The sequence below is a fragment of the Trueperaceae bacterium genome (assembly GCA_036381035.1).
Taxonomy (GTDB): Bacteria; Deinococcota; Deinococci; order Deinococcales; family Trueperaceae; genus DASRWD01.
Map to the genome: position 1 here is coordinate 1 of DASVDQ010000024.1, position 22,625 is coordinate 22,625.

19 protein-coding genes and 1 tRNA gene are annotated in these 22,625 nt (G+C 72.5%); 4 read left to right on the forward strand and 16 right to left on the reverse strand.

All coding sequences use genetic code 11. The features are described from left to right. Both VF202_03200 and VF202_03205 read right to left on the reverse strand, forming a co-directional pair. Positions 1-174 (reverse strand): DNA recombination/repair protein RecA (locus VF202_03200; GenBank protein HEX7039103.1); only part of this gene is annotated, 174 nt, incomplete at its 3' end. Positions 175-266: 92 nt separating this feature from the next. Beyond that, positions 267-1,724: a CinA family nicotinamide mononucleotide deamidase-related protein gene (locus tag VF202_03205; protein HEX7039104.1), complete on the reverse strand. Its 1,458-nt coding sequence runs from the start codon at positions 1,722-1,724 to the stop codon at positions 267-269. Between the two features lie 301 nt (positions 1,725-2,025). On the opposite strand from VF202_03205, the gene VF202_03210 reads away from it, so the two are divergent. Beyond that, positions 2,026-3,510, forward strand: coding sequence for a sigma 54-interacting transcriptional regulator (locus tag VF202_03210; protein ID HEX7039105.1), 1,485 nt, complete (start codon positions 2,026-2,028; stop codon positions 3,508-3,510). A gap of 8 nt (positions 3,511-3,518) precedes the next feature. Next, positions 3,519-4,754: a VWA domain-containing protein gene (locus VF202_03215; protein ID HEX7039106.1), complete on the forward strand. Its 1,236-nt coding sequence runs from the start codon at positions 3,519-3,521 to the stop codon at positions 4,752-4,754. Positions 4,755-4,830: 76 nt separating this feature from the next. Here VF202_03215 and pth read toward each other — a convergent pair whose 3' ends face one another. The 3 genes from pth to VF202_03230 all read right to left on the reverse strand — a co-directional run bounded on the left by pth (position 4,831) and on the right by VF202_03230 (position 6,916). Continuing rightward, the gene (gene pth / locus VF202_03220; protein HEX7039107.1) at positions 4,831-5,442 is read right to left on the reverse strand and encodes an aminoacyl-tRNA hydrolase; all 612 of its coding nucleotides are present in this window, start codon (positions 5,440-5,442) and stop codon (positions 4,831-4,833) included. Positions 5,443-5,444: 2 nt separating this feature from the next. Then, positions 5,445-6,080 carry a 50S ribosomal protein L25 gene (locus VF202_03225; protein HEX7039108.1) on the reverse strand — a complete coding sequence of 212 codons (636 nt, stop codon included), beginning with the start codon at positions 6,078-6,080 and terminating at the stop codon, positions 5,445-5,447. A gap of 113 nt (positions 6,081-6,193) precedes the next feature. Next, entirely contained in the window at positions 6,194-6,916 is a 723-nt protein-coding gene (locus VF202_03230) for an SDR family NAD(P)-dependent oxidoreductase (protein HEX7039109.1), read from the reverse strand. 60 nt (positions 6,917-6,976) lie between these two features. On the opposite strand from VF202_03230, the gene VF202_03235 reads away from it, so the two are divergent. Both VF202_03235 and VF202_03240 read left to right on the forward strand, forming a co-directional pair. Beyond that, entirely contained in the window at positions 6,977-8,224 is a 1,248-nt protein-coding gene (locus VF202_03235; GenBank protein ID HEX7039110.1) for a glutamate-5-semialdehyde dehydrogenase, read from the forward strand. A 167-nt stretch (positions 8,225-8,391) separates the two neighbouring features. Further along, positions 8,392-10,344, forward strand: coding sequence for a DNA topoisomerase subunit B (locus VF202_03240; GenBank protein ID HEX7039111.1), 1,953 nt, complete (start codon positions 8,392-8,394; stop codon positions 10,342-10,344). A 77-nt stretch (positions 10,345-10,421) separates the two neighbouring features. Here VF202_03240 and VF202_03245 read toward each other — a convergent pair whose 3' ends face one another. From VF202_03245 to radA, 11 genes are all read right to left on the reverse strand, one after another. Next, positions 10,422-11,387, reverse strand: a complete 966-nt coding sequence (locus VF202_03245) for a D-glycerate dehydrogenase (protein HEX7039112.1) — start codon at positions 11,385-11,387, stop codon at positions 10,422-10,424. Next, complete coding sequence (locus VF202_03250; GenBank protein HEX7039113.1) at positions 11,384-12,160, reverse strand: cytochrome c; 777 nt, start codon at positions 12,158-12,160, stop codon at positions 11,384-11,386. The genes VF202_03245 and VF202_03250 overlap by 4 nt, the downstream gene beginning before the upstream one ends. Next, positions 12,153-13,370, reverse strand: coding sequence for a hypothetical protein (locus tag VF202_03255; GenBank protein HEX7039114.1), 1,218 nt, complete (start codon positions 13,368-13,370; stop codon positions 12,153-12,155). Before VF202_03255 ends, VF202_03250 begins: the two co-directional genes overlap by 8 nt. Beyond that, positions 13,367-13,972 (reverse strand): cytochrome c, encoded by a 606-nt coding sequence (locus VF202_03260; protein ID HEX7039115.1) that lies wholly within the window; start codon positions 13,970-13,972, stop codon positions 13,367-13,369. The genes VF202_03255 and VF202_03260 overlap by 4 nt, the downstream gene beginning before the upstream one ends. Further along, a complete protein-coding gene (locus tag VF202_03265) occupies positions 13,969-14,544 on the reverse strand; it encodes a DUF3341 domain-containing protein (GenBank protein ID HEX7039116.1) in 576 nt (191 codons plus the stop codon). Before VF202_03265 ends, VF202_03260 begins: the two co-directional genes overlap by 4 nt. Further along, the gene (gene nrfD / locus VF202_03270) at positions 14,541-15,971 is read right to left on the reverse strand and encodes an NrfD/PsrC family molybdoenzyme membrane anchor subunit (protein HEX7039117.1); all 1,431 of its coding nucleotides are present in this window, start codon (positions 15,969-15,971) and stop codon (positions 14,541-14,543) included. The genes VF202_03265 and nrfD overlap by 4 nt, the downstream gene beginning before the upstream one ends. Further along, positions 15,971-18,976 (reverse strand): TAT-variant-translocated molybdopterin oxidoreductase, encoded by a 3,006-nt coding sequence (locus VF202_03275; GenBank protein ID HEX7039118.1) that lies wholly within the window; start codon positions 18,974-18,976, stop codon positions 15,971-15,973. Before VF202_03275 ends, nrfD begins: the two co-directional genes overlap by 1 nt. Then, complete coding sequence (locus VF202_03280; protein ID HEX7039119.1) at positions 18,955-19,617, reverse strand: cytochrome c3 family protein; 663 nt, start codon at positions 19,615-19,617, stop codon at positions 18,955-18,957. The genes VF202_03275 and VF202_03280 overlap by 22 nt, the downstream gene beginning before the upstream one ends. 285 nt (positions 19,618-19,902) lie before the next feature. Further along, positions 19,903-19,978, reverse strand: a tRNA-Ala gene (locus VF202_03285). 170 nt (positions 19,979-20,148) lie between these two features. Continuing rightward, positions 20,149-21,282, reverse strand: a complete 1,134-nt coding sequence (locus VF202_03290; GenBank protein HEX7039120.1) for a PIN domain-containing protein — start codon at positions 21,280-21,282, stop codon at positions 20,149-20,151. A 20-nt stretch (positions 21,283-21,302) separates the two neighbouring features. After that, positions 21,303-22,622 carry a DNA repair protein RadA gene (gene radA / locus VF202_03295; protein HEX7039121.1) on the reverse strand — a complete coding sequence of 440 codons (1,320 nt, stop codon included), beginning with the start codon at positions 22,620-22,622 and terminating at the stop codon, positions 21,303-21,305. Positions 22,623-22,625: the final 3 nt, after the last annotated feature.

Consider the following 22,625-nt stretch of genomic DNA (forward strand, 5'->3'; position numbering starts at 1 on the left):
GGGCAGGCCGCCCACGCCCAACGCCAGGTCCACCGACAGGCTGCCGGTGCTGATCACCCCCGCGCCCAGCACCTGCGCGGGCTCCGCCCCCAGACGCATGATCGCGCCCTTACCGAACTGCCTCTCGATCTGAGAGACGGCTGTCTCGAGAGCCTTCCTCCGGTCCTGGTTCATGGCGGCACAGCCCTCCGTCCGGCCGGGGCCGCCGTGATGGCGGTCCGGACGCGCCTTCCTGGGCCCGCCGCGCCGCGGGGCGCGGGCCTAGGTCAGCGCAGCACCGACCGCAGGAGGAGGTTCAGACCGGTGAAGGCCGACCGCTCCCGAGCCCAGCCGCGTCCCAAGGGCGGCAGGCTCAAGGTCTGGGAGGTCGTTCTGTCGCCGTCGGAAAGTGCGATCTCTAGGCGCAACTGGGGTCGGCGCCTCCCGCCGACCGTGCCCGGTTCGATCTCGTCCTCGCTGGGTGGTGCATGGACGTCGGCAGCGCCGGCCGACGCGCCGCCCTGGCCAGCCGTGGCGTGCGCCAGGTAGGGGTAGCCGATGGCGATCCCGACGTCCGCGGCGAACAGCGCCCTCACCGCCGCGGCCACGGCAGCGACGACCTCGGCGGCACCGGCGTGGAGGCCGGCCGGGAGGCGCTGCAGCGCCGTGAGGTGGGGGAGCAGCGTTCGCATGGTTTCCGGTCGCCATGCTACCACGGAGCCCGCCAGCGCCCCATGTCCGGGGCCCGCGCGCTCCTCGTCCCCGGCGGCCACGGCCTCGCCTCCGCCCGGGGCGCCGGACTCGAGGCGGCCGCCGCGGTGCTGGGCGTCGAGGGCCTCCTCGAGGAGCTCGGTGAGCAGGCCGCCGCTGGCGCCCTCGGCGACCGCCAGCGTGAGACCCCGCTCGGCGAGGCGGCGCAGCACCACCGACGCCATCTCGTCGCCGTCGACGCCCCAGACGCTGCCCTGAAGCGCGCGCTCGACCGCCGCCATCGCGGGCCGCGCGAGCTCCTCCGCCGCGTCGGCGCTGGCCGCCTTCGCCGCGACGCGCACGTGCACGCCGTCGCGCTTGGCGTAGGTCGCGACGCTGGGGTTCGCGCCCTGCGTCAGGTCGCCGAGGCGCTCGGCCACCAGCGACTCCCCGAGGCCGTTCGTCTTGTAGGTGCGGGTGAAGATGCTGGCCGCGGGGAAGGGCAGCCGCGGCACCGCCTGCTCCTCCCACATGCGCGTGAGCTCGCGCGGCGGGCCGGGCAGCGTCACGACGTAGCGGGTCCTGCCGCCCCCGTGCGTGCGCACGAGCCAGCCCGGGGCCGTGCCGATCGCGTTCGGCAGCACCTCGGCCGACGGGATCACGCGCGCCTGCTGCAGGTTCCGCTCCGGCATCGTCCGGCCGGTGGCGGCGAAGTGCTCGCGCAGCCAGGCGACGAGGCCGTCGTCCAGGTACTGCTCCTCGCCCACCACGGCGGCGACGGCGTCCCGGGTGAGGTCGTCGTCGGTGGGCCCGAGGCCGCCGCAGAGGACGACGAGGTCGCTGCGGGAGAGGCCCTGCGCGACGAGGTGCTCGATCCGCCCCCTGTTGTCGCCGACGCGGGCCGACCAGAGGACGTCGACGCCGCGGCGCGCGAGGTCGCTGGCCAGGTAGGCGCTGTTCGTGTCGACGATCTCGCCGAGCAGGAGCTCGGTCCCGACGCTGATCAGCTCCGCGCGCTCGACGGGGGTCTCGCCCTCGGCTCCGTGGGTAGCCACGAGAGACGATGGTACCCCCGCGGGTGTAGTAGAATCCGTTCGGTCCCCACCCCCGGGACCGAGATGGGCGCTCACCCCAGCGCCTACGGAGGGATGAACCCTCCACCATCTCCTCTTTGACCCTGCGCCCCCCACGCAGGGTCCTTTTCTTCGGCCGCCTCGCCCGCGCGCTCGGGGCGCCGACGGGCGGCGTCGCATCGCCCCGCGCGCCGACCCTGGCTCCTGGGGAGCGGCCGAGGACCGCTCGGCCCGCGTCCATGCCTCTAACTGCGGTGCCAGAAGCCGGTGCTAGCATCCGGCAATGGAAGACTTCGCCGCCCACACGAAGCGCCCGGAGAGCGGGCGTCCCACGGTGCTCGCCGAGCTGCGCGGCACGCGTTGGGAGCGGCTGGCCGGCCGCAGCGTCAAGGACGAGCTCAGGGCCAACCTGATCCGCAAGCTGCGCGCCGGCGAGGACCTGTTCCCCGGCGTGCTCGGCTACGACGAGACGGTCACGCCCGCGGTCGTCAACGCGATCCTCTCGCGCCACAACTTCATCCTCCTCGGCCTGCGCGGGCAGGCCAAGACCCGCATCCTGAGGCAGCTCGTCGAGCTGCTCGACGAGGAGATCCCCTACGTCGCCGGCACGGAGCTGCACGACGACCCGTTCGCCCCCATCAGCGCGCAGGGGCGCGCCATCGTCGAGGAGTGCGGCGAGGCCACGCCCGTCGCCTGGCTGCCGCGCGACCACCGCTACCTCGAGAAGCTCGCCACGCCCGACGCCACGGTCGCCGACATCATCGGCGACATCGACCCCATCAAGGCCGCCCGGCTCGGCACCTCCCTCGGCGACGAGCGCGCCGTGCACTACGGCCTGCTGCCGCGCGCCAACCGCGGGATCTTCGCGATGAACGAGCTGCCCGACCTCGCCGGCAAGGTGCAGGTCGCGCTGTTCAACGTCATGCAGGAGGGCGACGTCCAGATCAAGGGCTACCCCGTGCGCCTGCCGCTCGACGTCCTGCTCGTCTTCAGCGCCAACCCCGAGGACTACACGGCCAGGGGCAAGATCATCACGCCGCTCAAGGACCGCATCGGCAGCGAGATCAGGACCCACTACCCGCGCACGCTCGAGGAGGGCATGGCGATCACCCGGCAGGAGGCCTGGCTCGCGCGCGACGGCGAGAGCCCCGTGCACGTGCCCGCCTTCGTGGCCCAGGCCGTCGAGGAGGTGGCGTTCCAGGCGCGCGACGACTCCCGCGTCGACAAGCACTCAGGCGTCTCCCAGCGCCTGCCCATCAGCCTGCTCGAGAACGTCGTCTCGAACGCGGAGCGGCGTGCGCTCACGCTGGGCGAGGACCGCCCCATCGCGCGCGTCAGCGACCTCTACGCCGCCTTGCCGGCCGTCACGGGCAAGCTCGAGCTCGAGTACGAGGGCGAGCTCAAGGGCGCCGAGGCCGTGGCCCGCGACATCGTGCGCCGCGCCATCGGGCAGGCGTTCGGCCGTCACGCCACGTCGCTCGACACCGACGACGTCGTCGCCCACTTCGAGGCCGACAACCAGCTCCGCGTGCCCGACCAGGTGAGGACCGCGGACCTCCTCGAGGTGTTCGCGGCGGTGCCCGGCCTGCTCGACGCCGCCAGGGCGCTCGCCCCCGGCGGCGCGGCCGACGAGGTGGCTGTCGCCGCCGAGTTCGTGCTCGAGGGGCTCTACGCCAGGAAGCTGATCTCCCGCAGCGAGGAGCGCGGCTACACCGCGGCCGACCTCGACACCGCCGCGTCGGCCGCGCCGCGGGCCCGCTGGAACTGAGGCCAGGCGTGCCCACCGTCAGGTACTCGAAGTACGAGGCGACGCTCGAGGACCTCGAGCCCTCCGACCTCATGCGGATGCTCGCGGACAGGCTGCTGCAGTCGGGCTTCGACCGCGACCCGTTCGACCCCGACCCGGACTGGCGCCCCACCATGGAGGACCTCTACGAGGCCATCGCCGAGGCGCTGATCCAGGAAGACCTCGTCTCGGAGGAGATGATCCGCCAGGCCATGGAGGCCGAGGACTGGCTCGACTCGGAGATGGGCCGCGTGGTCAAGCAGCTCGCCAAGCGGCTGGCCGACGAGGGCTTCATCCGCCCCGAGGGCACCGAGCCCGGCGAGCGCGAGGCGCCGGGACCGGGCCACGGCGGCGAGGTGCCGGGGCGGTCCCAGTTCCAGCTCACCGACAAGGCCATCGACTTCCTCGGCTACCGCACCCTGCGCGACCTGCTCGGCGCGGCCGGGAGGTCGTCCGTCGGCAGCCACGACACCCGCTTCACGGCCGCCGGCGTCGAGGCCGTGGGCGAGTCGAAGCGGTACGAGTTCGGCGACAGCCTCAACCTCGACGTCTCCGAGACCCTCAAGCACGCGGCCAGGCACGGGCTGGGCCGCCTGAGGCTCGAGGAGGAAGACCTCTTCGTCATGCAGGCCGAGTACCGCTCGTCGGCGGCGACGGTCGTGATGCTCGACTGCAGCCACTCGATGATCCTCTACGGCGAGGACCGCTTCACGCCGGCCAAGCGCGTCGCGCTGGCCCTCGCCCACCTGATCCGCACGCAGTACAGCGGCGACTCGATCCACTACGTCCTGTTCCACAACTCGGCCGAGGAGATCCCCCTCTCCGAGCTCGCGGCCGCGCAGGTGGGGCCGTACCACACGAACACGGCCGAGGGCCTGAGGCTCGCGCAGAAGATCCTCAAGCGCGAGAGCAAGGACATGAAGCAGATCATCATGATCACAGACGGCAAGCCCTCGGCGATCACGCTCCCCGACGGACGCGTCTACCGGAACGCCTACGGGCTCGACCCCCTGGTGCTGGGGGAGACGCTGCGGGAGGTGGGCAACTGCCGACGTCACGGCATCCAGGTCAACACGTTCATGCTCGCGCGCGACCCGGAGCTCATCGCCTTCGTGAGGCGCGTCAGCGCCATGACCCGCGGCAAGGCCTACTTCACGACGCCGCACACGATCGGCCGCTACGTCCTGCAGGACTTCCAGTCGCGGCGCACCAAGATGGTCAACTGAGACGCTCCCGGCGCCCGCGCCGTGAGGCTCGGGCGTCCGCGCGGAGCGAGCAGGGACCTGCTAGTCCGGCGCCGGCTCAGCCCTCGGCGACCGGCGCCGTCAGGTCGAGGCCGTTGGTGCGGTTCATCGCCGCCTCGAGCCCGTCGCGGTAGAGCGCCTCGACGGCGTCGGCCGCCGCGTCCACCACGCGCTCGAGGACCGCGCGCTCGCCCTCCTGGAACCGCGACAGGACCCAGGACTCCGTCGCCCAGCCGGTCGGCGGACGGGAGACGCCCACCTTCAGCCGCAGGAAGGCGGGGCCCAGCTTGGCGATCACGTCGGCGACGCCCTTCTGGCCGCCCGCGCCGCCCCCGCGCTTGAAGCGCAGCCGGCCGAGCGGCAGGTCGACATCGTCGTGCACGACGAGCAGGTGCTCGGGCGAGGTGCGGGCGCGCGCCAGCACGGCCTGCACCGGCGTCCCGGAGAGGTTCATGTAGCTCTGCGGCTTGACGAGGAGGACCTGCGTGGAGCGAGCGGGCTCGCCGGGCAGGGCCACGCGGGCCTCGTCGCGCGCCGCTTCGCCGCGGCCCTCCCGGCGGAACCTCCCGCCCCAGCGGCGCGCGAGCTCGTCAACGACGAGGAACCCGGCGTTGTGCCGGGTTCCCTCGTACCGGGGCCCGGGGTTCCCGAGCCCGACGACCACCTCCACCGTCACTCCTCGTCGCCGGAGGGCTCCTCGCCTTCTTCTTCCTCGCGGCCCACGACCTCGGGCTCGGCGGCCTCGGCCTCGGCCTCGACCTCCTCGGCCGTCACGCGCGGCGGCACCACCGCGACGATCGCGAGCTCGAGGTCGTCGAGGACGTGCGCCTCGGAAGGCAGGTTCGCGACCAGGTCGCCGACGTGGAGCGAGTCGCCGACCTCGAGGGCGCTCACGTCGACCTCGACGTGGTTCGGGATGTACCGCGGCAGCACCGAGATCGTGACCTCGCGTCGCTGCACGTCGAGCTGCCCGCCCGCGCGGACGCCGACCGCGCTGCCGACGAACTCGATGGGCACGTGCACCACGACGGGCTCGTCGGCGCTGACGGCGTAGAAGTCGACGTGCATCGGCTTCCGGCGCCGCTTGTCCATCTGCACCTGCTTGACGAGGACGCTGTGCACCTCGCCGTCGACCTCGAGGTCGATGAGGCTGGAGCTGCCGACGGCGCGGAACGCCTTGTCGAACGAGCGCTCGTCGACGCTCACCGGCACGTTGAGGTCCTTGTTGTAGACGACGGCGGGCAGTCGGCCGCTGCGCCTGAGCTCGCCCAGGCCGCCCTCGCCGCGCTTCTCGGCTGCAAGCTTCATCTGTCCTCCGAGGCGCGGCGCGTCGGGCCGCGCGCTGACCAAGCAGTCAGCTTACCCGCAAGGCGGCGCCCATGTCCACCGCGGCGCCGACGCGACGCGCCGCTCGAAGCCCGTCACGCGCCGCCGTGCACCTCGAGCTCGCGCACCCCCGGGTTCGCCGCGAGGTAGAGGGCGGCGTCCACCAGGCGCTGCACGGGGATCCAGCGCGAGGTGTCGGCGCCGGGCATCGCCGCGCGGTTCGCCGGCGTGTCGATGGTGCCCATGGGGTGGAGGACGGCGGCGTGGACGCCGGTGCCGACGAGCTCGGCGGCCAGCGACCTGAAGTAGCCCGCGAGCGCCGACTTGGCGGCCGCGTACGCGGTCCGCCCGGGGGCCGGCTGGAGCGCGGACCCCGCGCCGAAGGCGAGCACGAAGCCCTCGCCCCGCGCGATCATGCCGGGGAGGACGGCGCGGGTGGCGTTCACCACGGTCGTGAGGTTCTCGTCGAGCAGCGCCCTCACGGCCGCCAGGTCGGCCTCGTGGGCCGGGGCGGCCGCGAAGCCGCCGACGGCGTTGAGCAGCACCGCGCACGAGCCCACGGCGCGGTCGAAGGCCTCGAACTGGCGCCGCGTGGCCGCCTCGTCGCGCAGGTCGACGCCCGCGTAGCCGAGCCTGGCCGCGGGCTCGAGGGCGAGCACGGCCTCCCTGGCGGCCTCGGCGCTGTCCTGACCGGCCACGAGGGCGACGGGCCAGCCGCGGCGGGCCAGCGCCGCGGCGAGGTGCGGGCCGACGGCGCCGGCGGCGCCGGTGACGGCGGCGTAGGTGCCTTCACGGGGTGAGGAGACGTCGACTGGCATGAGGGCAGTCTAAGTGCGGCGCCGCCCGCGTGCCGCGCGGACCGCCCGTATACTCCACCGATGAGCCTCACGCTGGCGCTCCGACCCCAGCTCCTGGCCGCACGCGCCGCGTCGCGCGCGCTGCCCGCCGCCGACCGCGACGCCGGGCTCCGCGCCATGGCGGAGGGCCTCTCCCGCGACGCCGCGTCGATCCTGGCGGCGAACGAGGAGGACGTGCGCGCCGCCCGCGCGTCCGGCATGCCGGAGCCCCAGGTCGACAGGCTGGCCCTGACGCCCGCCCGCCTGGCGGCGATGGCGCGGGCCTGCGAACAGGTCGCCGACCTGCCCGACCCGCTCGGGCGCGTCCTGGACGGCTGGAGCCTGGCGGCCGGACCGCGCGTCACGAAGGTGACGGTGCCGTTCGGGGTGATCGCCATGGTCTACGAGTCGCGGCCCAACGTCACCGTCGACGCCGCGGCCCTGGCCCTCAAGGCCGGGAGCGCCGCCGTGCTGCGCGGCTCGTCGAGCGCCCTCAGGAGCAACAGGGCGCTGGCGGCGAGCCTGCGGCGGTCGCTCGCCGGCGCCGGGCTGCCCGAGGACGCCGTGCAGCTCGTCGACTCCCCGGACAGGGAGCTGGTGACCGAGCTCTTGCGCGCGAACGGCCTCGTCGACCTCGTGATCCCCCGCGGCGGAGCGGGCCTGATCAGGCACGTCGTCGAGAACGCCACGGTGCCGGTCATCGAGACGGGCGTGGGCAACTGCCACGTCTACGTCGACGCGGGCGCCGACCTCGCGATGGCCAGCCGCATCGTGCTGAACGCGAAGACGCAGCGGCCGGGCGTGTGCAACGCCGCCGAGACGCTGCTCGTGCACGAGGCCGAGGCCGCCGCTCTGCTGCCCGGCCTGGCCGCCGCGCTCGCGGAAGCCGGCGTCGAGCTGCGCGGCTGCGAGCGCACGCGCGCGCTGGTGCCCTACGCCGCGCCGGCCACGGAGGCCGACTGGGAGACCGAGTACCTGGACCTCGTGCTCGCCGTGAGGGTCGTGCGCTCGCTCGACGAGGCGCTGGAGCACATCGCGACCTACGGCACCAGGCACAGCGAGGCCATCGTGACGCGCTCGCTGGCGAGCGCCGAGCGCTTCAGGCGGGAGGTCGACGCCGCCGCCGTGTTCGTGAACGCCTCGACGCGCTTCAACGACGGCTTCGAGTTCGGCTTCGGCGCCGAGATCGGCATCAGCACGCAGAAGCTCCACGCCAGGGGGCCGATGGGCCTGGCCGAGCTGGTCACCTACAAGTACGTGGTGGACGGCAGCGGCGAGGTCAGGGCCTGAGCGTCCCGGCGGACCCGTGGGCGGGGGCCCAGCGCCGGGCGCAAGGCCCTTCGTTCCGGGCTTTTGCGCCGTCCAGGACGGAGAAAACCGTTTGACCCGGGGGCCCCTGAAGGGGTAGAATCAGCTGTTTGGGGCGGCCGGCAGGGCGGGCGTCCCCGGAGGTCAGGTTGAGCTCTTACACGGCGCAAGACATCAAGGTCCTGCGGGGCCTCGAAGGCGTCCGCAAGCGGCCCGCGATGTACGTGCAGGGCGGCACGGGCGTCGACGGCTACCACCAGCTCCTCACCGAGATCATCGACAACGCCATCGACGAGGCCCTCGCCGGCGAGGCCGACACCGTCGAGGTCTACCTCAACGCCGACGGCTCGGCCACGGTCGTCGACAACGGCCGCGGCATCCCCGTCGACATCATGGAGGCCGAGAAGAGGCCGGCCATCGAGGTGATCTTCACCGAGCTGCACGCCGGCGGCAAGTTCGACAACGGGGCCTACAAGGTCTCGGGCGGCCTGCACGGCGTCGGCTCCTCGGTCGTCAACGCCCTCTCCAAGCGCTTCGAGGCCGAGGTCAGGCTCAAGGGCCAGCTCTACCGCATCGCCTTCGCGAACGGCGAGGTCGTCGAGCCGCTCAGCGTGGTGGGCAAGGTGCCGAGGGGCGCCCGCGGGTCCACCGTCACGTTCCTCCCGAACCACGACATCTTCAAGGGCATCGACGGCTTCGAGTACGCCAGGGTGCGCCGCCGCCTGCGGGAGCTGTCGTTCCTCACCGGCGGCGTGAAGATCGTGCTCGAGGACCGGCGCGGCGCCGAGGTCAAGCGCGAGGTCTTCCACGAGAAGGGCGGCGTCGCGGCGTTCGCCGAGGCGCTGGCGAAGGACGCCAAGCCGCTCTACGACAAGGCCATCGCGCTGGCGGGCACCGCCACGGTCGACACCGACCGCGGCCCGCAGACGATCGACGTGCAGGTCGGCATGGTGCACACGTCCGGCTACGGGCAGACGGTCCTCACCTACGCGAACATGATCACGAACCGCGACGGCGGCACGCACCTCACCGGCTTCAAGGCCGCTTACACGCGGGCGCTGAACAGCTACGCCAAGGCCAAGAGCCTGCTCAAGAAGGGCGACCCGGCCCCCACGGGCGACGACTTCCTCGAGGGCATCGCCGCCGTGATCTCGGTGAAGCTCCCCGACCCGCAGTTCGAGTCGCAGGCCAAGGTGAAGCTGCTGAACCCCGAGGCGCAGTCGGCGGTCAACTCGGTCGTCTACGAGAAGCTCACCGAGTTCCTCGAGGAGCACCCGCGCGCCGGCAAGTCCATCGTCGAGAAGGCCGCGCAGGCGGCGCGCGCCCGCGAGGCCGCCCGCAAGGCCCGCGACCTCGTGCGCCGCGCGAACCCGCTCGAGAACGACGACCTGCCGGGCAAGCTGGCCGACTGCCAGTCGCAGGACCCGGCCGTCTCGGAGCTCTACATCGTCGAGGGCGACTCGGCGGGCGGCTCGGCGAAGCAGGGGCGCGAGCGCCGCTTCCAGGCGATCCTGCCGCTGCGCGGCAAGATCCTCAACGTCGAGAAGGCGAACCTCGGGAAGATCCTCAAGAACGCCGAGATCAGGGCGATGGTCGCCGCCATCGGCGCCGGCATGGAGGGCACGGGGGACGACGCGCACTTCAACCTCGACGAGGTGCGCTACCACCGCATCATCATCATGACGGACGCCGACCACGACGGCTCCCACATCAGGACCCTGCTGCTGACGTTCTTCTACCGCTACATGCGGCCGCTGATCGACGCCGGCTACCTCTACATCGCCCAGCCGCCCCTCTACGGCGTGCGCTTCGGCAGGCAGAAGGACATGACCTACGTCTACGACGAGTCCGCCCTGCAGCAGCTCCTGAAGCAGCACAAGGGCAAGAGCTACGAGATCCAGCGCTTCAAGGGCCTGGGCGAGATGAACCCCGAGCAGCTCTGGGAGACGACGATGAACCCCGAGACGCGCGTGCTCAAGCGCGTCACGAACGACGACGCGCTCGAGGCCTCCGAGGTGTTCGAGACGCTGATGGGCACCGACGTCCCGCCGCGTCGCCGGTTCATCGAGGAGAACGCCCACCTGGCGCAGCTCGACGTCTGAGCCGCCGGCAGGCGGCGCCGGAGGTCCGGCCCGCAGGGGGTCCTCGGCTCAGGCCGGGGACGGCGCCGGCGTCGCCCTCACGGGCGCACGAGGTTCGGCGGCGTACGTCCGGCCAGGACGTCGACCACGGCCCGCGCGCAGAGCAGCGCCATCTCCGTGCGGGCCGCCACGGTGGCGGACCCGATGTGCGGCGCGAGGACGACGTTCGGCAGCTCCAGCAGGGCTGGTTCGACGGCCGGCTCGCGCTCGAACACGTCGAGGCCGGCGGCGAACGGCCGTCCCGCTCTCAGCGCCTCGGCCAGGGCGGCCTCGTCGACGACGGGTCCGCGCGAGGTGTTCACCAGGACCGCGGTCTCCTTCATCAGCGCCAGCTCGCGGGCGCCGATCAGGTGCCTCGTCTCCGCCGTGAGGGGCACGTGCAGGCTGACGAGGTCGCTCTCCCGCAGCAGGTCGTCGAGCGCGGCGTAGGTGACCCCCAGCTCGTCCTCGGCGGCCGCGTCGCGCCGGCGGTTGTGGTAGAGGACCCGCATGCCGAAGCCGCGGGCGCGCCGGGCGACCGCCGAGCCGATGCGCCCCATGCCCACGAGGCCCAGCGTCGCGCCGGCCACGGGCACGCCGAGGAGCTGGCCAGGCTGCCAGCCCGTCCACCGGCCCCCGCGCACCAGCGCGTCGCCCTCGACGAGGCGGCGCGCGGCGGCGAGGAGCAGGGCGAAGGCGAGGTCGGCGGTGGCCTCGGTCAGGACGTCTGGCGTGTTCGCGACCGCCACGCCGCGACGGGCGCAGGCCGCCACGTCCACGTTGTCGTACCCCACGGCGTAGTTGGCGACGACGCGCAGGGCAGGCCCGGCGGCGTCGAGCAGCTCGTCGTCGACCCGCTCCGACACCAGCGTGATCAGAGCCGAGGCGCCCGCGGCGCGGCGCAGCAGCTCCTCGCGCGGGATCGCCTCGTCGGAGTCGTGCACCTCGACGACGAGACCGGCCTCGCGCAGGGGCGCGAGGCCGGCGGCGGGGAGCCTCCTCGTGACGAAGACCCGGGCCGTCACTCCAGCCCGAGCTCCTGGCGCTCCGCGTAGACGTCGGCCGAGCTCAGTGCCAGGCCGCGCTGCTCCGCGACCTCCTCGGCCGTGTAGGGCTCGAACGACTCCACGACGTCCTCGTTCCCGAACGAGGTCATCACGTGGTTGAGGATCGCCGCGATCTCGGCGTCGGGCAGGTGGGTGTGCGACGGCATGACGCCGTTGTAGGCGGTGCCGTCCACCTCGATCTGGCCCATGAGGCCGAACAGCACCACGTGGACGGGGTAGTCGCGGCTGGCCTGGTAGAGCTCGCCGGCGTGGCCCGCCAGCGGCGGGAACAGGCCGGGGAGGCCCTGCGCGTTCGCCTGGTGGCAGCCGGCGCAGGTCGCGAACGCGGCCGCGCCGTCGACCTGCTCGGCGGCGCCCGCCGCGCCGGCCTCGCCGCCGGCCTGGCCGCCCTGCGCGCCCGCCGGCGCCTGGCCGGGCGGGACGATGCCAGGGTCCTGCACGCCGCGCTGGGCGACGAGCTCGATCGCGCGGTCGATGTCGAGCCTGGCGCGTCCGTCATCGTAGACCTCGTAGCCCTCGAGGCGTGAGGTCGCCGCCTGCAGGCCGGCGCGGAACTCCTGGCCGTCGAGCGCCTGGGGGCGGGCACGCGGGCGCGCCGTGGCCAGGACGAGCAGGAGCAGGAGGAGACCCACCATCCCGACGAACGAGAGGACGAAGGCGGCGCGCACCTGGCCCTCCGAGACCAGGTACTGCCTCACGGGCTGGAACTCGGGGACGTTGTCGTCAGCCATGATGCTCCGAGACGGCGGCGACCAGGCGCGGGTCGTTCGCCGGCAGGACCTGGCGGCTCGCGAGCTGGCGCGCGAAGGCCGCCAGCCAGATGCCGCCGATCCCGATGAAGACGAGGACGTCGGAGAGCGTCAGGGCGAAGCCCTCGCGGCCGAACGCGGGGGCGATGAACCAGAAGTAGTTCAGCGCCTGCGACAGGATCGCCCACACGGCCACGACCGAGAGCGCTCGCCGCTTGCGCTTCACCCAGCGCGAGAACAGCACGAAGAACGGCGCGAAGAAGCCGAAGAAGAGCAGCCACGCGGCCAGGCCGATCCAGCCGGGGCCGAAGCGCACCACGTACCAGCTCGCGGTCTCGACGACGTTGTTCGACCACTGGATGATGAGCTGCGAGACCTGCGTGTAGGCCCAGAACATCGTGAACGCCAGCAGGAAGTTCCCGAGGTCCTGCAGCCGCCGGGGCGTGAGCAGGGCGTCGACGGTCGGGTTGCGGTCGGCGAGCCACGAGACGACGAGGATCACGAACGAGATCGCGGTGATCGCCTGGCTGGCCATGAGGATCACCGGGTAGATGCCGGAGAACCAGGTGGGCGTCAGCGACATCGCCCAGTCGACGCCGGCGAACGTCATCGTCAGCACGTAGAAGACGAACCACATGCCAGACACGCTGCGCAGCCGGTAGCCGAGGGTGCCGCCGCGCTCGGGGTCCTCGTCCTGACGCAGCGAGGCGCGCCGGTAGAGCAGCGCCGCGCCCGTCCACACGGCGAAGTAGACGACCGCCCTGACGACGAACCACGGCACGTTGAGGTACTCGGTCTTCGCCGCGACCGTGGGCTGCTCGGCGAGGTACTCGGCGTGGGTCCAGGGGAAGAGCTCGTTCATGCCGAGGAGCACCGGCACGAACAGCAGCGCCATGAGCGGCACCAGCGTGGCGGCCGACTCCAGCGGCCTGGCGACGAGCGAGCCCCAGGGCCCGCCGGCCAGGTGCTGGGTGAAGAGCAGGACGAGGCAGCCGAGCGACAGGCCGAGCCAGAACAGGTACGACATCAGGTACGACTGGAAGAACTGCGCGTCGCCGAAGAGCGCGAGCACCGCCGCGCCGACGATCGCTATGACGCCGACGCCCAGCGCCGTCACCTGCAGCCTGTCGGTGGCCGGCGGCGCGAGGTGGAGCGTGGGACGTACCTGGCCTTCGTGTGCGCTCAAGCTCATCTGGCTGCCTCCGCTGTCGGCAGGAGGACCTCGGCGCCCTCGGGGATGTCGGCGGGGTCGGCGTTCTGCGATAGCTGCAGCGCCTTCACGTAGGCGGCGATCGCCCAGCGGTCCTCGACCGACACGCGCGAGGCGTAGGGGAACATCCGTCCGAAGCCGTTGGTGATGGCGTTGTAGAAGTAGCCGACCGGGGCGGCGAGGAGCCGCGGCTCGTCGACGAACGAGGGCGGCTGCGGGAACCCGCGCCGGACGACAGCGCCGGTGCCGCGTCCGTCGTAGTCGTGGCACGGCGAGCAGTAGACGTCGTAGCGCACGTGCCCGCGCTCCAGGAGCTCGACGGTCAGGGGGACGGGCAGCTCGGTGAGGAGGCCGTCCGCGCCCTGGCCCGTGAGGTACGAGGGGTCGAGGGCGCCGAACTGGCGCGAGACGGTGTTCGGCACGGGCTCGCGCATGCCGGAGCCGTCCGCGAAGAACCGCGAGGCCTCGAACGGCTCGACCTTGGGCTGGTCGTACATGTTGCGCCCGCAGGCGGAGAGGAGGAGGGCCGCGGCGAGGAGCGCCGCGGCGTGGCGCAGGGCGCGCCGGCTCGCCGTCCGGCTCACGCCTCCACCTCCACGACGCGCTCGGGACCGAGGCTCTCGAGGAACGCCGTCGTGCGGCGCAGGTCGAAGCGCGGGTCGGAGCTCTCGATGCAGATGAAGAACTTGTCGCGGCTGGCCTTCTCGAAGCCGGGCGCGTTGAACATCGGGTGGTAGGCACGCGGTAGCCCGTTGCGGAAGATCATGAACAGCCCCGCGGTGAACGCCGAGGTCAGGATCGTGAGCTCGTACATGATGACGATCCAGTTCGGCCAGCTGTTGAACGGCTTCCCGCCGATCACCAGCGGGTAGTACTCGACGTTGGCCCACCACTGCATGAAGAAGCCGCCCAGGCCGCCGAGGACGCCGACGGCCAGCACGATCCAGCCGAGGCGCGTCTGCTTCATGCCCAGCGCCTCGTCGAGGCCCTCTATGGGGAAGGGCGTGTAGGCGTCGGCCTTGGTGTAGCCGGCCGCCCGCACGCGCTCGGCGGCGCGCATGACGTCGTCGACGGTGCCGAACTGCGCGGCGACACCGTGCAGGCCGCCGGCGACGGTGCCGGCGCGGCGCGCCTCCTCCACGGGGTGCGTGCTCACGCGTTCACCTCCGCGTAGTACCGCTCCCTGACGTCCTCGAAGGGGTCGACCTTCTCATGCTCGTAGTGGTGAGCGGTCTCCTTGGTCTCGGCCGTGGCGATCGAGGGCAGCAGCCTGATGAACAGGAAGAACAGCGTGGAGAAGAGGCCCAGGCTGCCCAGGTAGAGCGACCAGTCCCAGAAGGTGCTGATGTAGTCGGCCCACGAGGACGGCAGGAAGTCCTTGGTCAGGGACACGACGATGATCACGAAGCGCTCGAGCCACATGCCGACCGAGACGATGATCGAGATCACGAACAGCGCCAGGGGACTCTGCCTCACGCGCCGGAACCACAGCGGCTGGATCGCCACGAAGTTGCACAGGATCAGCGCCCAGAAGAACTGGGCGTGGTCGCCGAAGAGGCGGTTGAAGATCATGTAGCGCTCGAACTCGACTCCCGAGTACCAGGCCGTGAAGATCTCGATCAGGTACCCGTACACGACGATCATGCCCGTGGCGAGCATCAGCTTCGCCGAGTTGTCGAGGTGGCGCAGCGTGATGAGGTTCTCGAGTCCGAACGCGCGCCTCAGCGGCACGGCGAGGATCAGCACCATCGCGAAGCCGGCGAACACGGCGCCTGCGACGAAGTAGGGCGGCATGATCGTGTTGTTCCACCCGGGGAGCTGCGCCACGGCGAAGTCCATGGCGATCGTGCTGTGCACGGACAGCACCAGGGGGAACGAGAGCGCCGCGATCAGGAGGTAGGCGCGCTGGTAGCGCTGCCACTCCTTCGCCGAGCCGGTCCAGCCGAGGCAGAGGACCGAGTAGAGGACGCGCTGGAACGGCGTGGGGGCGCGGTCGCGCAGGCTGGCCAGGTCGGGGATCAGTCCGATGTACCAGAACAGCACCGAGACGCTGGCGTAGGTGCCGATCGCGAAGAGGTCCCAGTCGAGCGGGCTGCGGAACTGCGGGAACAGCCCGAAGGTGTTCGGGTAGGGCAGCAGCCAGTAGAAGACCCACGGACGGCCGAGGTGGAGGATCGGGTAGAGGCCGGCGCAGACGACCGCGAAGATCGTCATGGCCTCGGCGAACCTGTTGATGGTCGTCCGCCACGGCTGCCTGAACAGCAGCAGGGCCGCCGAGATCAGCGTCCCGGCGTGACCGATGCCGATCCACCACACGAAGTTGATGATCGGCATCGCCCAGGCGACGGGGATGTTGTTCCCGAAGATGCCCACGCCGGTCGTGATGAGCACGACCACCGACACCAGGTACATCGCCAGGAACGCGGCCGAGATGCCGAAGCCGATCCACCACCAGCGCGGCGTCCGCTGGACGTCCAAGAGCACCGGTGTGAGGACGGTGTCGTCGATCGTCCCGAAGCTCTGGCCGGGGCCGATGACGCGGTTCGTCTCGACGAACGGCCGCTTGCCCGTAGCTACGGCCATCACGCGCTCCCTTCGAGGGCGGGGTTCGGGTTCGTGAGCTTGGCGAGGTAGCTGGTGCGCGGGTGCGTCTGCAGCTCCTCGAGCAGCGTGTAGTTCAGCGGCGAGGCCTTCAGCTCGTTGACGGCACTGCCCGCGAGGTTGAGGTCGCCGAAGACGATCGCCTGCGTCGGGCACGCCGCCTGGCAGGCCGTGACGACCTCGAGGTCGGCGATGCGCCTGTCCTCGTTGGCGGCCTCGATCCGGGCCTTGGCGATGCGCTGGACGCAGTAGGTGCACTTCTCCATAACGCCGCGGCTGCGCACCGTCACGTCGGGGTTGTTGGCCAGCGACAGCGGCGTCGCCGTCGCGTCGAGCTCGGCGTACTGCAGGAAGTTGAAGCGCCTGACCTTGTAGGGGCAGTTGTTCGAGCAGTAGCGCGTGCCCACGCAGCGGTTGTAGACCATCACGTTGAGGCCCTCGGAGTCGTGGACCGTGGCGCCCACGGGGCAGACCGGCTCGCACGGGGCCTTCTCGCACTGCTGGCACGGCATCGGCTGGGCGAAGAACCGGGGGTCGTCGAGCGAGCCGGCGTAGTAGGAGTCCACGCGCAGCCAGTGCATCTCGCGCCCCACGGCCACCTGGTCCTTGCCGACGATAGGCACGTTGTTCTCGGCCTGGCAGGCCACGACGCAGGCGTTGCAGCCGGTGCACACCGTCTGGTCGATGACCATCCCCCACTTGTAGCCCTCGTAGGCGTAGTCGGGGTAGAGGTCGGCCTCGTGATGCTCGACGGGGTGCGCGAACGACGGGTGCTCGGGCTCCTCGCGGAACTGCGCCAGCGTGCCGGCGCGCACGATGTGGCGCCGCTCGCCAGTGCCCTCGAGGGCCTGGTGGTCCTGCGTCGTGACGAGGCGGTGGCGCCCGCCGGTGGGCGAGACCTCCACCGGCGCCGCGTAAGGGGCCGACGTCGTGCGCAGGACGTAGGCGTTCACGCCCACGCCGGCGGCGACGCTGCCGGCCGCCGTGCGCCCGTAGCCGAGGGCGAGGGTCACCGCGCCGTCGGCCTGGCCCGGCTGCACCAGCACGGGCGCGTCGAGCGTGCGCCCGTCGACGGTGAGCCTCACGACGTGCCCGGTGTCGACGCCCAGGCGCTCGGCCGTGCGCGGGGCCATGAGCGCGGCGTTGTCCCAGGTGAGCTTCGAGATCGGCCGCGGCAGCTCCTGCAGCCAGCCGTTGTTCGCCAGGCGCCCGTCGAGGACGCCGCTGTCGTGGCACAGGGCCAGCTCCAGCTCGCCGCCCGCCGGCAGCGGCTCGGTCACGTCGGCCGGCGTGACCTGCACCGGCGGCGCCGCCGTGCCGGCCACGACGCCGCGGAAGACGCTCTCGCGCCAGAAGGTCTCGAAGTCGCCGCTCACGCGGCCCTCCCAGTACCCGCGCACGACGTCGTAGGCCGTGGCGCCGGGCTGGCCGAGCAGCGCGGCGAGCACCTCGTGGTGGCTCTTGCCGCCGTAGAAGGGCAGGATCAGCGGCTGCTGGATCGTGACGGTGCCGTCGTAGGCGCGGGCGTCGCCCCACGTCTCGAGGAAGTGGGCCTGCGGCACGTGCCAGGTGCAGGCGCGGCCGGTCTCGTCGTGGTAGAGGCCCACGTGGGCGCTGAACGGCACCGACCCGAGCGCCTCGGCGAAGCCCAGGTCGGCCGGCGCCGTGTAGACGGGGTTGGCGCCGAGCACCAGCAGCGCGCCGACCTCGCCGGCGCGCATCGACTCGGTGAGGGACGCGATCTCCTCGGCGTGCACGGCGGGCCGCGCCGAGGGGCTCTCCACGTACGTGACCGTCGTGCCCACGGCGCCCAGCGCCGCGTTGATGGCGGCGGCCAGCGCGTGCACGACGGGGGGCTGCTCGGCTCCGGCGATGACGACGGACGCCCCCTGCGCCGCCTGCAGGTCGGAGACCATCGCGTCGAGGACCGCCGCCGGCAGCGCCGCGGGGGCCTCGGCCGCGGGGGACGCGACGCCGAGCCGGGAGGCCAGCACGGCGGCCGCCGCGGCGATCTCCGAGGGCTTGAGGGCCACGCGGTGGTCGGCGACGACGCCGGTCGGCGACGGGGAGCTCTCGAGCTGGTAGAGGCGGTTCATCGCCGCGTCGGCGGCGAGCGCGCGCCGGCGCTGGGCGAAGTCACGGGCGTAGGCGAGGCGGCCCGGCCCGCGGTCGAGGAAGTCGGCGCCGAGCGAGACGATGACGTCCGCCCTGGTCAGGTCGTAGACGGGCCTGACGTCGGCGCCGAACGCCAGCCGCGCGCCGGCGACCTCGTTGTCGGGGTGCAGCGGGTCCCACTGGTGCCAGGTCGCGCCGGGGAACGCGGCCAGCACCTGCTCGAGCTGCGCCGCGAGCGTGGGCGACGTGACGTGCTCGGTGAGCACCGCCAGCCGCTGGCCGCCGGAGAGGCCCCGCGTGGCCGCGCCGAGCGCGGCCACGAAGTCGTCCCAGGTGCGCTCCTCGCCGCGCTCGCGCACGACGGCCGAGCGGTCGGGGTCGTAGAGCGAGAGCACCTCGGCCTGCGTCGTGGCGCCGGTGGCGCCGCGGCTGGCCGGGTGGTCGGGGTTGCCCTCGAGCTTCGTCGGCCGGCCCTGGTGGCTCTCGGCCAGCACCCCCTCGGCGTAGCCGCCGTAGGTGACGGCCGTGGCGTAGAAGAGCGGCTTGCCCGGCGTGACCTCGGCCGGTCCCCTGACGTAGGGGACGATCTTCTCCTCGGGCAGCGGCGGCCTGGCGCAGGCGGAGAGGCCCGCCAGCGCCATGCTGGCGCCCAGCAGCTTGAGGAAGTCGCGGCGGTCGAGCCCCTGCTCCAGCGGCGCCGCCTGGCGCGGGAACTCCTTGTTCAGGAACTCCCTGAACTCGTCGGTCTCGGCCAGCTCGCCCAAGGAGCGCCAGTAGGCGGGGCCTTGCTGCGAGGCGAGGCGCTCCCTCAGCTGGGCGAAGTCGCGGCGGTCGCCCTCGCCGCCGGCGTTCATCGGTGGCACGTCGAGCATTGGATGAGCCTGTCGGTGTCGATGTGGTAGGCCTCGATGAGCTCGTTGCCTATGGCCCTCTGCACCTCGGGCTCTGACGGGAACCTGTAGTCCATGTTGAAGACCTCGCTGCGCGGCCTGAGCTGCGTCGCCGGGTCGCGGTGGCACTCGAGGCACCAGCCCATGGTCATGGCCTCGGCCTTGACGGCGGTCCGCATCTGGTCGACCCGTCCGTGGCAGCTGGAGCAGCCGACGCCGTTGTTCACGTGCACGCTGTGGTCGAAGTAGACGAAGTCGGCCAGGTCGTGCACCCTGTTCCACTCGATCGGCTGGCCGGACTCCCAGCTCTCGAACACGGCCCGGAGCTGCGGGGTGTTGGTGCGGATCTGCGAGTGGCAGGTCATGCACGTCTCCGTCGAGGGGATCGAGGCCGTGTTGGAGGTCTCGACCGTCGAGTGGCAGTAGCGGCAGTCGAGGCCGACCGTCACGACGTGCGTGTTGTGCGGGAAGTCGACGGGCTGCGCTACGGGCACGCCGACGCGGTTGTTGGTCGTCCGCGCGAAGAACACCAGCGCCGACACCAGCAGGACGACGAAGACGCCGCCGCCGATGACCGACCAACGCACCAGCGCGTTGGCCGAAGGCGGGTAGAGCTGCGGCATGGCTCAGCCCCCCGGCGTGCACGCGCCTGGCCGGGCCAGGCTCGCGCGTCGGTGAGAGGCGTCGCCGGCGTACACGTGCGGGCACGGCGTGGTCGACATCATGCTCGGGGGACTACCTCCTCGGATCGGTCGCAGACAGCGGTTGGCGCTGAGATGTCGTCGCGTCCGGAGCGGCCGAAGTGGCGCGCCCGTCGACAAAGCGATGCCCAATCTAGCATGGGGCGCGACCGCCGCCGCTCAGGACTTTCGCCCCTGAGCGGACAACGGTCGCGCCACTGGCCCTGGTGGTGGAGCCTGCCGGACTCGAACCGGCGACTTTTCGCTTGCAAAGCGAACGCTCTCCCAACTGAGCTAAGGCCCCGAACGTCGGCGCGCGGCGGCGACCTCGCGCCGCCGCAGCCGCAGAGCCGAGCTTAGTGCCGGCGCCAGGGGCTGTCAACGCGCTGCCGAGGGCCTCAGCATACCCGCGGGACCACCCCGGGGGGGTCGCCGGGCCCGGCCCCGACCGGGCGGACGGCGGGCGCCACCGCGCTACTCGTCCGCGGCGAGGCGGGCGAAGATCATCCGCCCCATGTTCGTCTGCAGGCTCGAGGTCACGACGGCGTCGACGCTGCGGCCGACGAGCTCGGCGGCGTCCTCGACGACGACCATCGTGCCGTCCTCGAGGTAGGCGAGCCCCTGACCCGCCTCGCGCCCCTGCTTGACGACGTTCAGCGACAGGCGCTCGCCCGGCATGTAGGTGACCTTGACGCCGTTCGCGAGCTGGTTGACGTTGAGGACCCTGACGCCCTGCAGCGCCGCGACGCGGCTCAGGTTGTGGTCGGTGGTGACGAGGTCCTTGCCCTCCTGCAGGCAGAACCGCACGAGGCGGGCGTCGACGGGGTCCTTCGGGTCGTCGCCCTCCACGGTCACGACCTCCGCCGACACGCGTCCGTGGCCCACGAGCCTGTCGACGACCTCGAGCCCCCGCCGACCGCGCTGGCGCCTGAGCGGGTCGTCGGCGTCGGCGAGGCGCTGCAGCTCGGCCAGCACGAACTGCGGCACGAGCAGGCGCCCGTCGAGGAAGTTCGCCTCGGCCACCTCCACCACGCGCCCGTCGATGAGGGCCGAGGAGTCGAGCACCTTGTCGTGCCAGGGCAGCTCCGACCGCCCGGCGGCGGCCGCGGCGGTGCGCAGGCCGGGCAGGACGCGGCGGTTGGCGACGAAGAAGCCGCCGCAGCTCGTCACCGCCAGCAGCGCGATCAGGATCGACCAGTACCAGGTGAAGCCGGGCACCTCGGCCAGGACGCTGTTCACGAGGATCGTCAGCACCAGGCCCACCGTGGCGCCCACCAGGCCCGCGACCACGGCGTCGGGGCCGACGGAGGAGACCCTATGCATCGCGCGCGACCACAGCCTGCCGGCGCGCTTGGCCAGCCCGCGGGTCAGGAGGTAGGCGCTGAGGGCGCCGACGACGGTCACGTAGAAGAGGTTGTTGGGACCGGCCAGGAGGCCGCGCGGCTCGAGGAGCCAGACGCTGAGGAGGTAGCCGGCGACGCCGCCGGCGAGCGTGAAGAGGCCGCTGGCGAGGCCGGCGCCGAAGCGCTCCTCGGGCGCCGGACGCTCGGCGCGCCCATCGGCGGCCTCGGGGGCCGTCCCCTCGCCGCCCATCGCGGTGCGGTTCACCCCTCACCCCGCACGGAGCCTCACCCCTCGCCCCACACGGCCGTCAGCGCCTCCCGCAGCGTGCCGACGCCGACGACGGCCTCGGACGAGCGCGGGCCGATCACGCGGCCGAAGCCGGAGCGCGACGCCTCCTGCACGCGCCGGCCGAGCTGGGAGACGCTGCGCAGCTCGCCGGCGAGCCCGACCTCGCCCACCAGGGCGGTGCCCTCGTCGACCGGCCTGTTCGTCACGGCGGAGTAAGTGGCGACGGCCACGGCGAGGTCCGTGCCGGGGTCGGTCACGCGCAGGCCGCCGGCGACGTTCACGTAGACGTCGAGCCCCTCGAGCGGCAGGCCGAGCCGGCGCTCCAGCACGGCCAGCACGACGTCGACGCGGCGCTGGTCGAGGCCCTGCACCACGCGGCGCGGCGCCGGGTAGGGGCTCTTCGAGGCCAGGGCCTGGACCTCCAGGAGCAGGGGACGCTGGCCCTCCAGCACCGCCGCGACGACGGAGCCGGGCGCGCCCACGGGCCGCTCGGCGAGGAACGCGGCAGAGGGGTTCGGCACCGCCACCAGGCCGCCCTGCGTCATCTCGAACACGCCGACCTCGCCCGTGGCGCCGAAGCGGTTCTTGGAGGAGCGCAGCACGCGCATGTCGCCCGCCGACTCGAGCGTGAGGGTCGCGTCGACCATGTGCTCGACGACCTTCGGCCCGGCGACGGTGCCCTGCTTGGTGACGTGGCCGATGAGGACCAACGCCGTGCCGGCCTCCTTGGCCGCCGAGACGAGCAGCGCCGTGGCGTCCCGGACCTGCGACACGCTGCCCGGCACCGCGCCCTCCTCGTGGGTGAGGGTCTGGATCGAGTCGACGATGGCCAGGCGGGGGCGCCTCTCCGCCAGGTACGCGGCGACGGCGGGCGCGAACGTCTGCCGCGTGAGCCTGAGGCCCGCCCCGACGCCGATGCGGTCGGCGCGCAGGCGCACCTGCAGCGGCGACTCCTCGCCGGCCACGTAGAGCACGTCGTCGCCCCGCGCCGCCGCGGAGGCGGCGAGCTGCAGGAGCAGCGTCGACTTGCCTATGCCCGGCTCGCCCGTGAGGAGCACCGCGGACCCTGACACGATCCCGCCCCCCAGCACCCTGTCGACCTCGTCGTCGCCGGAGGGGAAGCGCGTGGGCGCGGCGCCGTCGACGCCCAGGAGGTCGACGCTCTCGGCCGCGCGTGCGCGCGCGCTGTTCCGGACGGCGGGCGGGGACTCCTCGACGACGCTGCCCCAGGTGCCGCAGCGCGGGCACCTGCCGAGGGGCATGGGGCTCTTCGCCCCGCACTCGGTGCAGACGTACGCGGTGGTTACGCGGGGCACGGC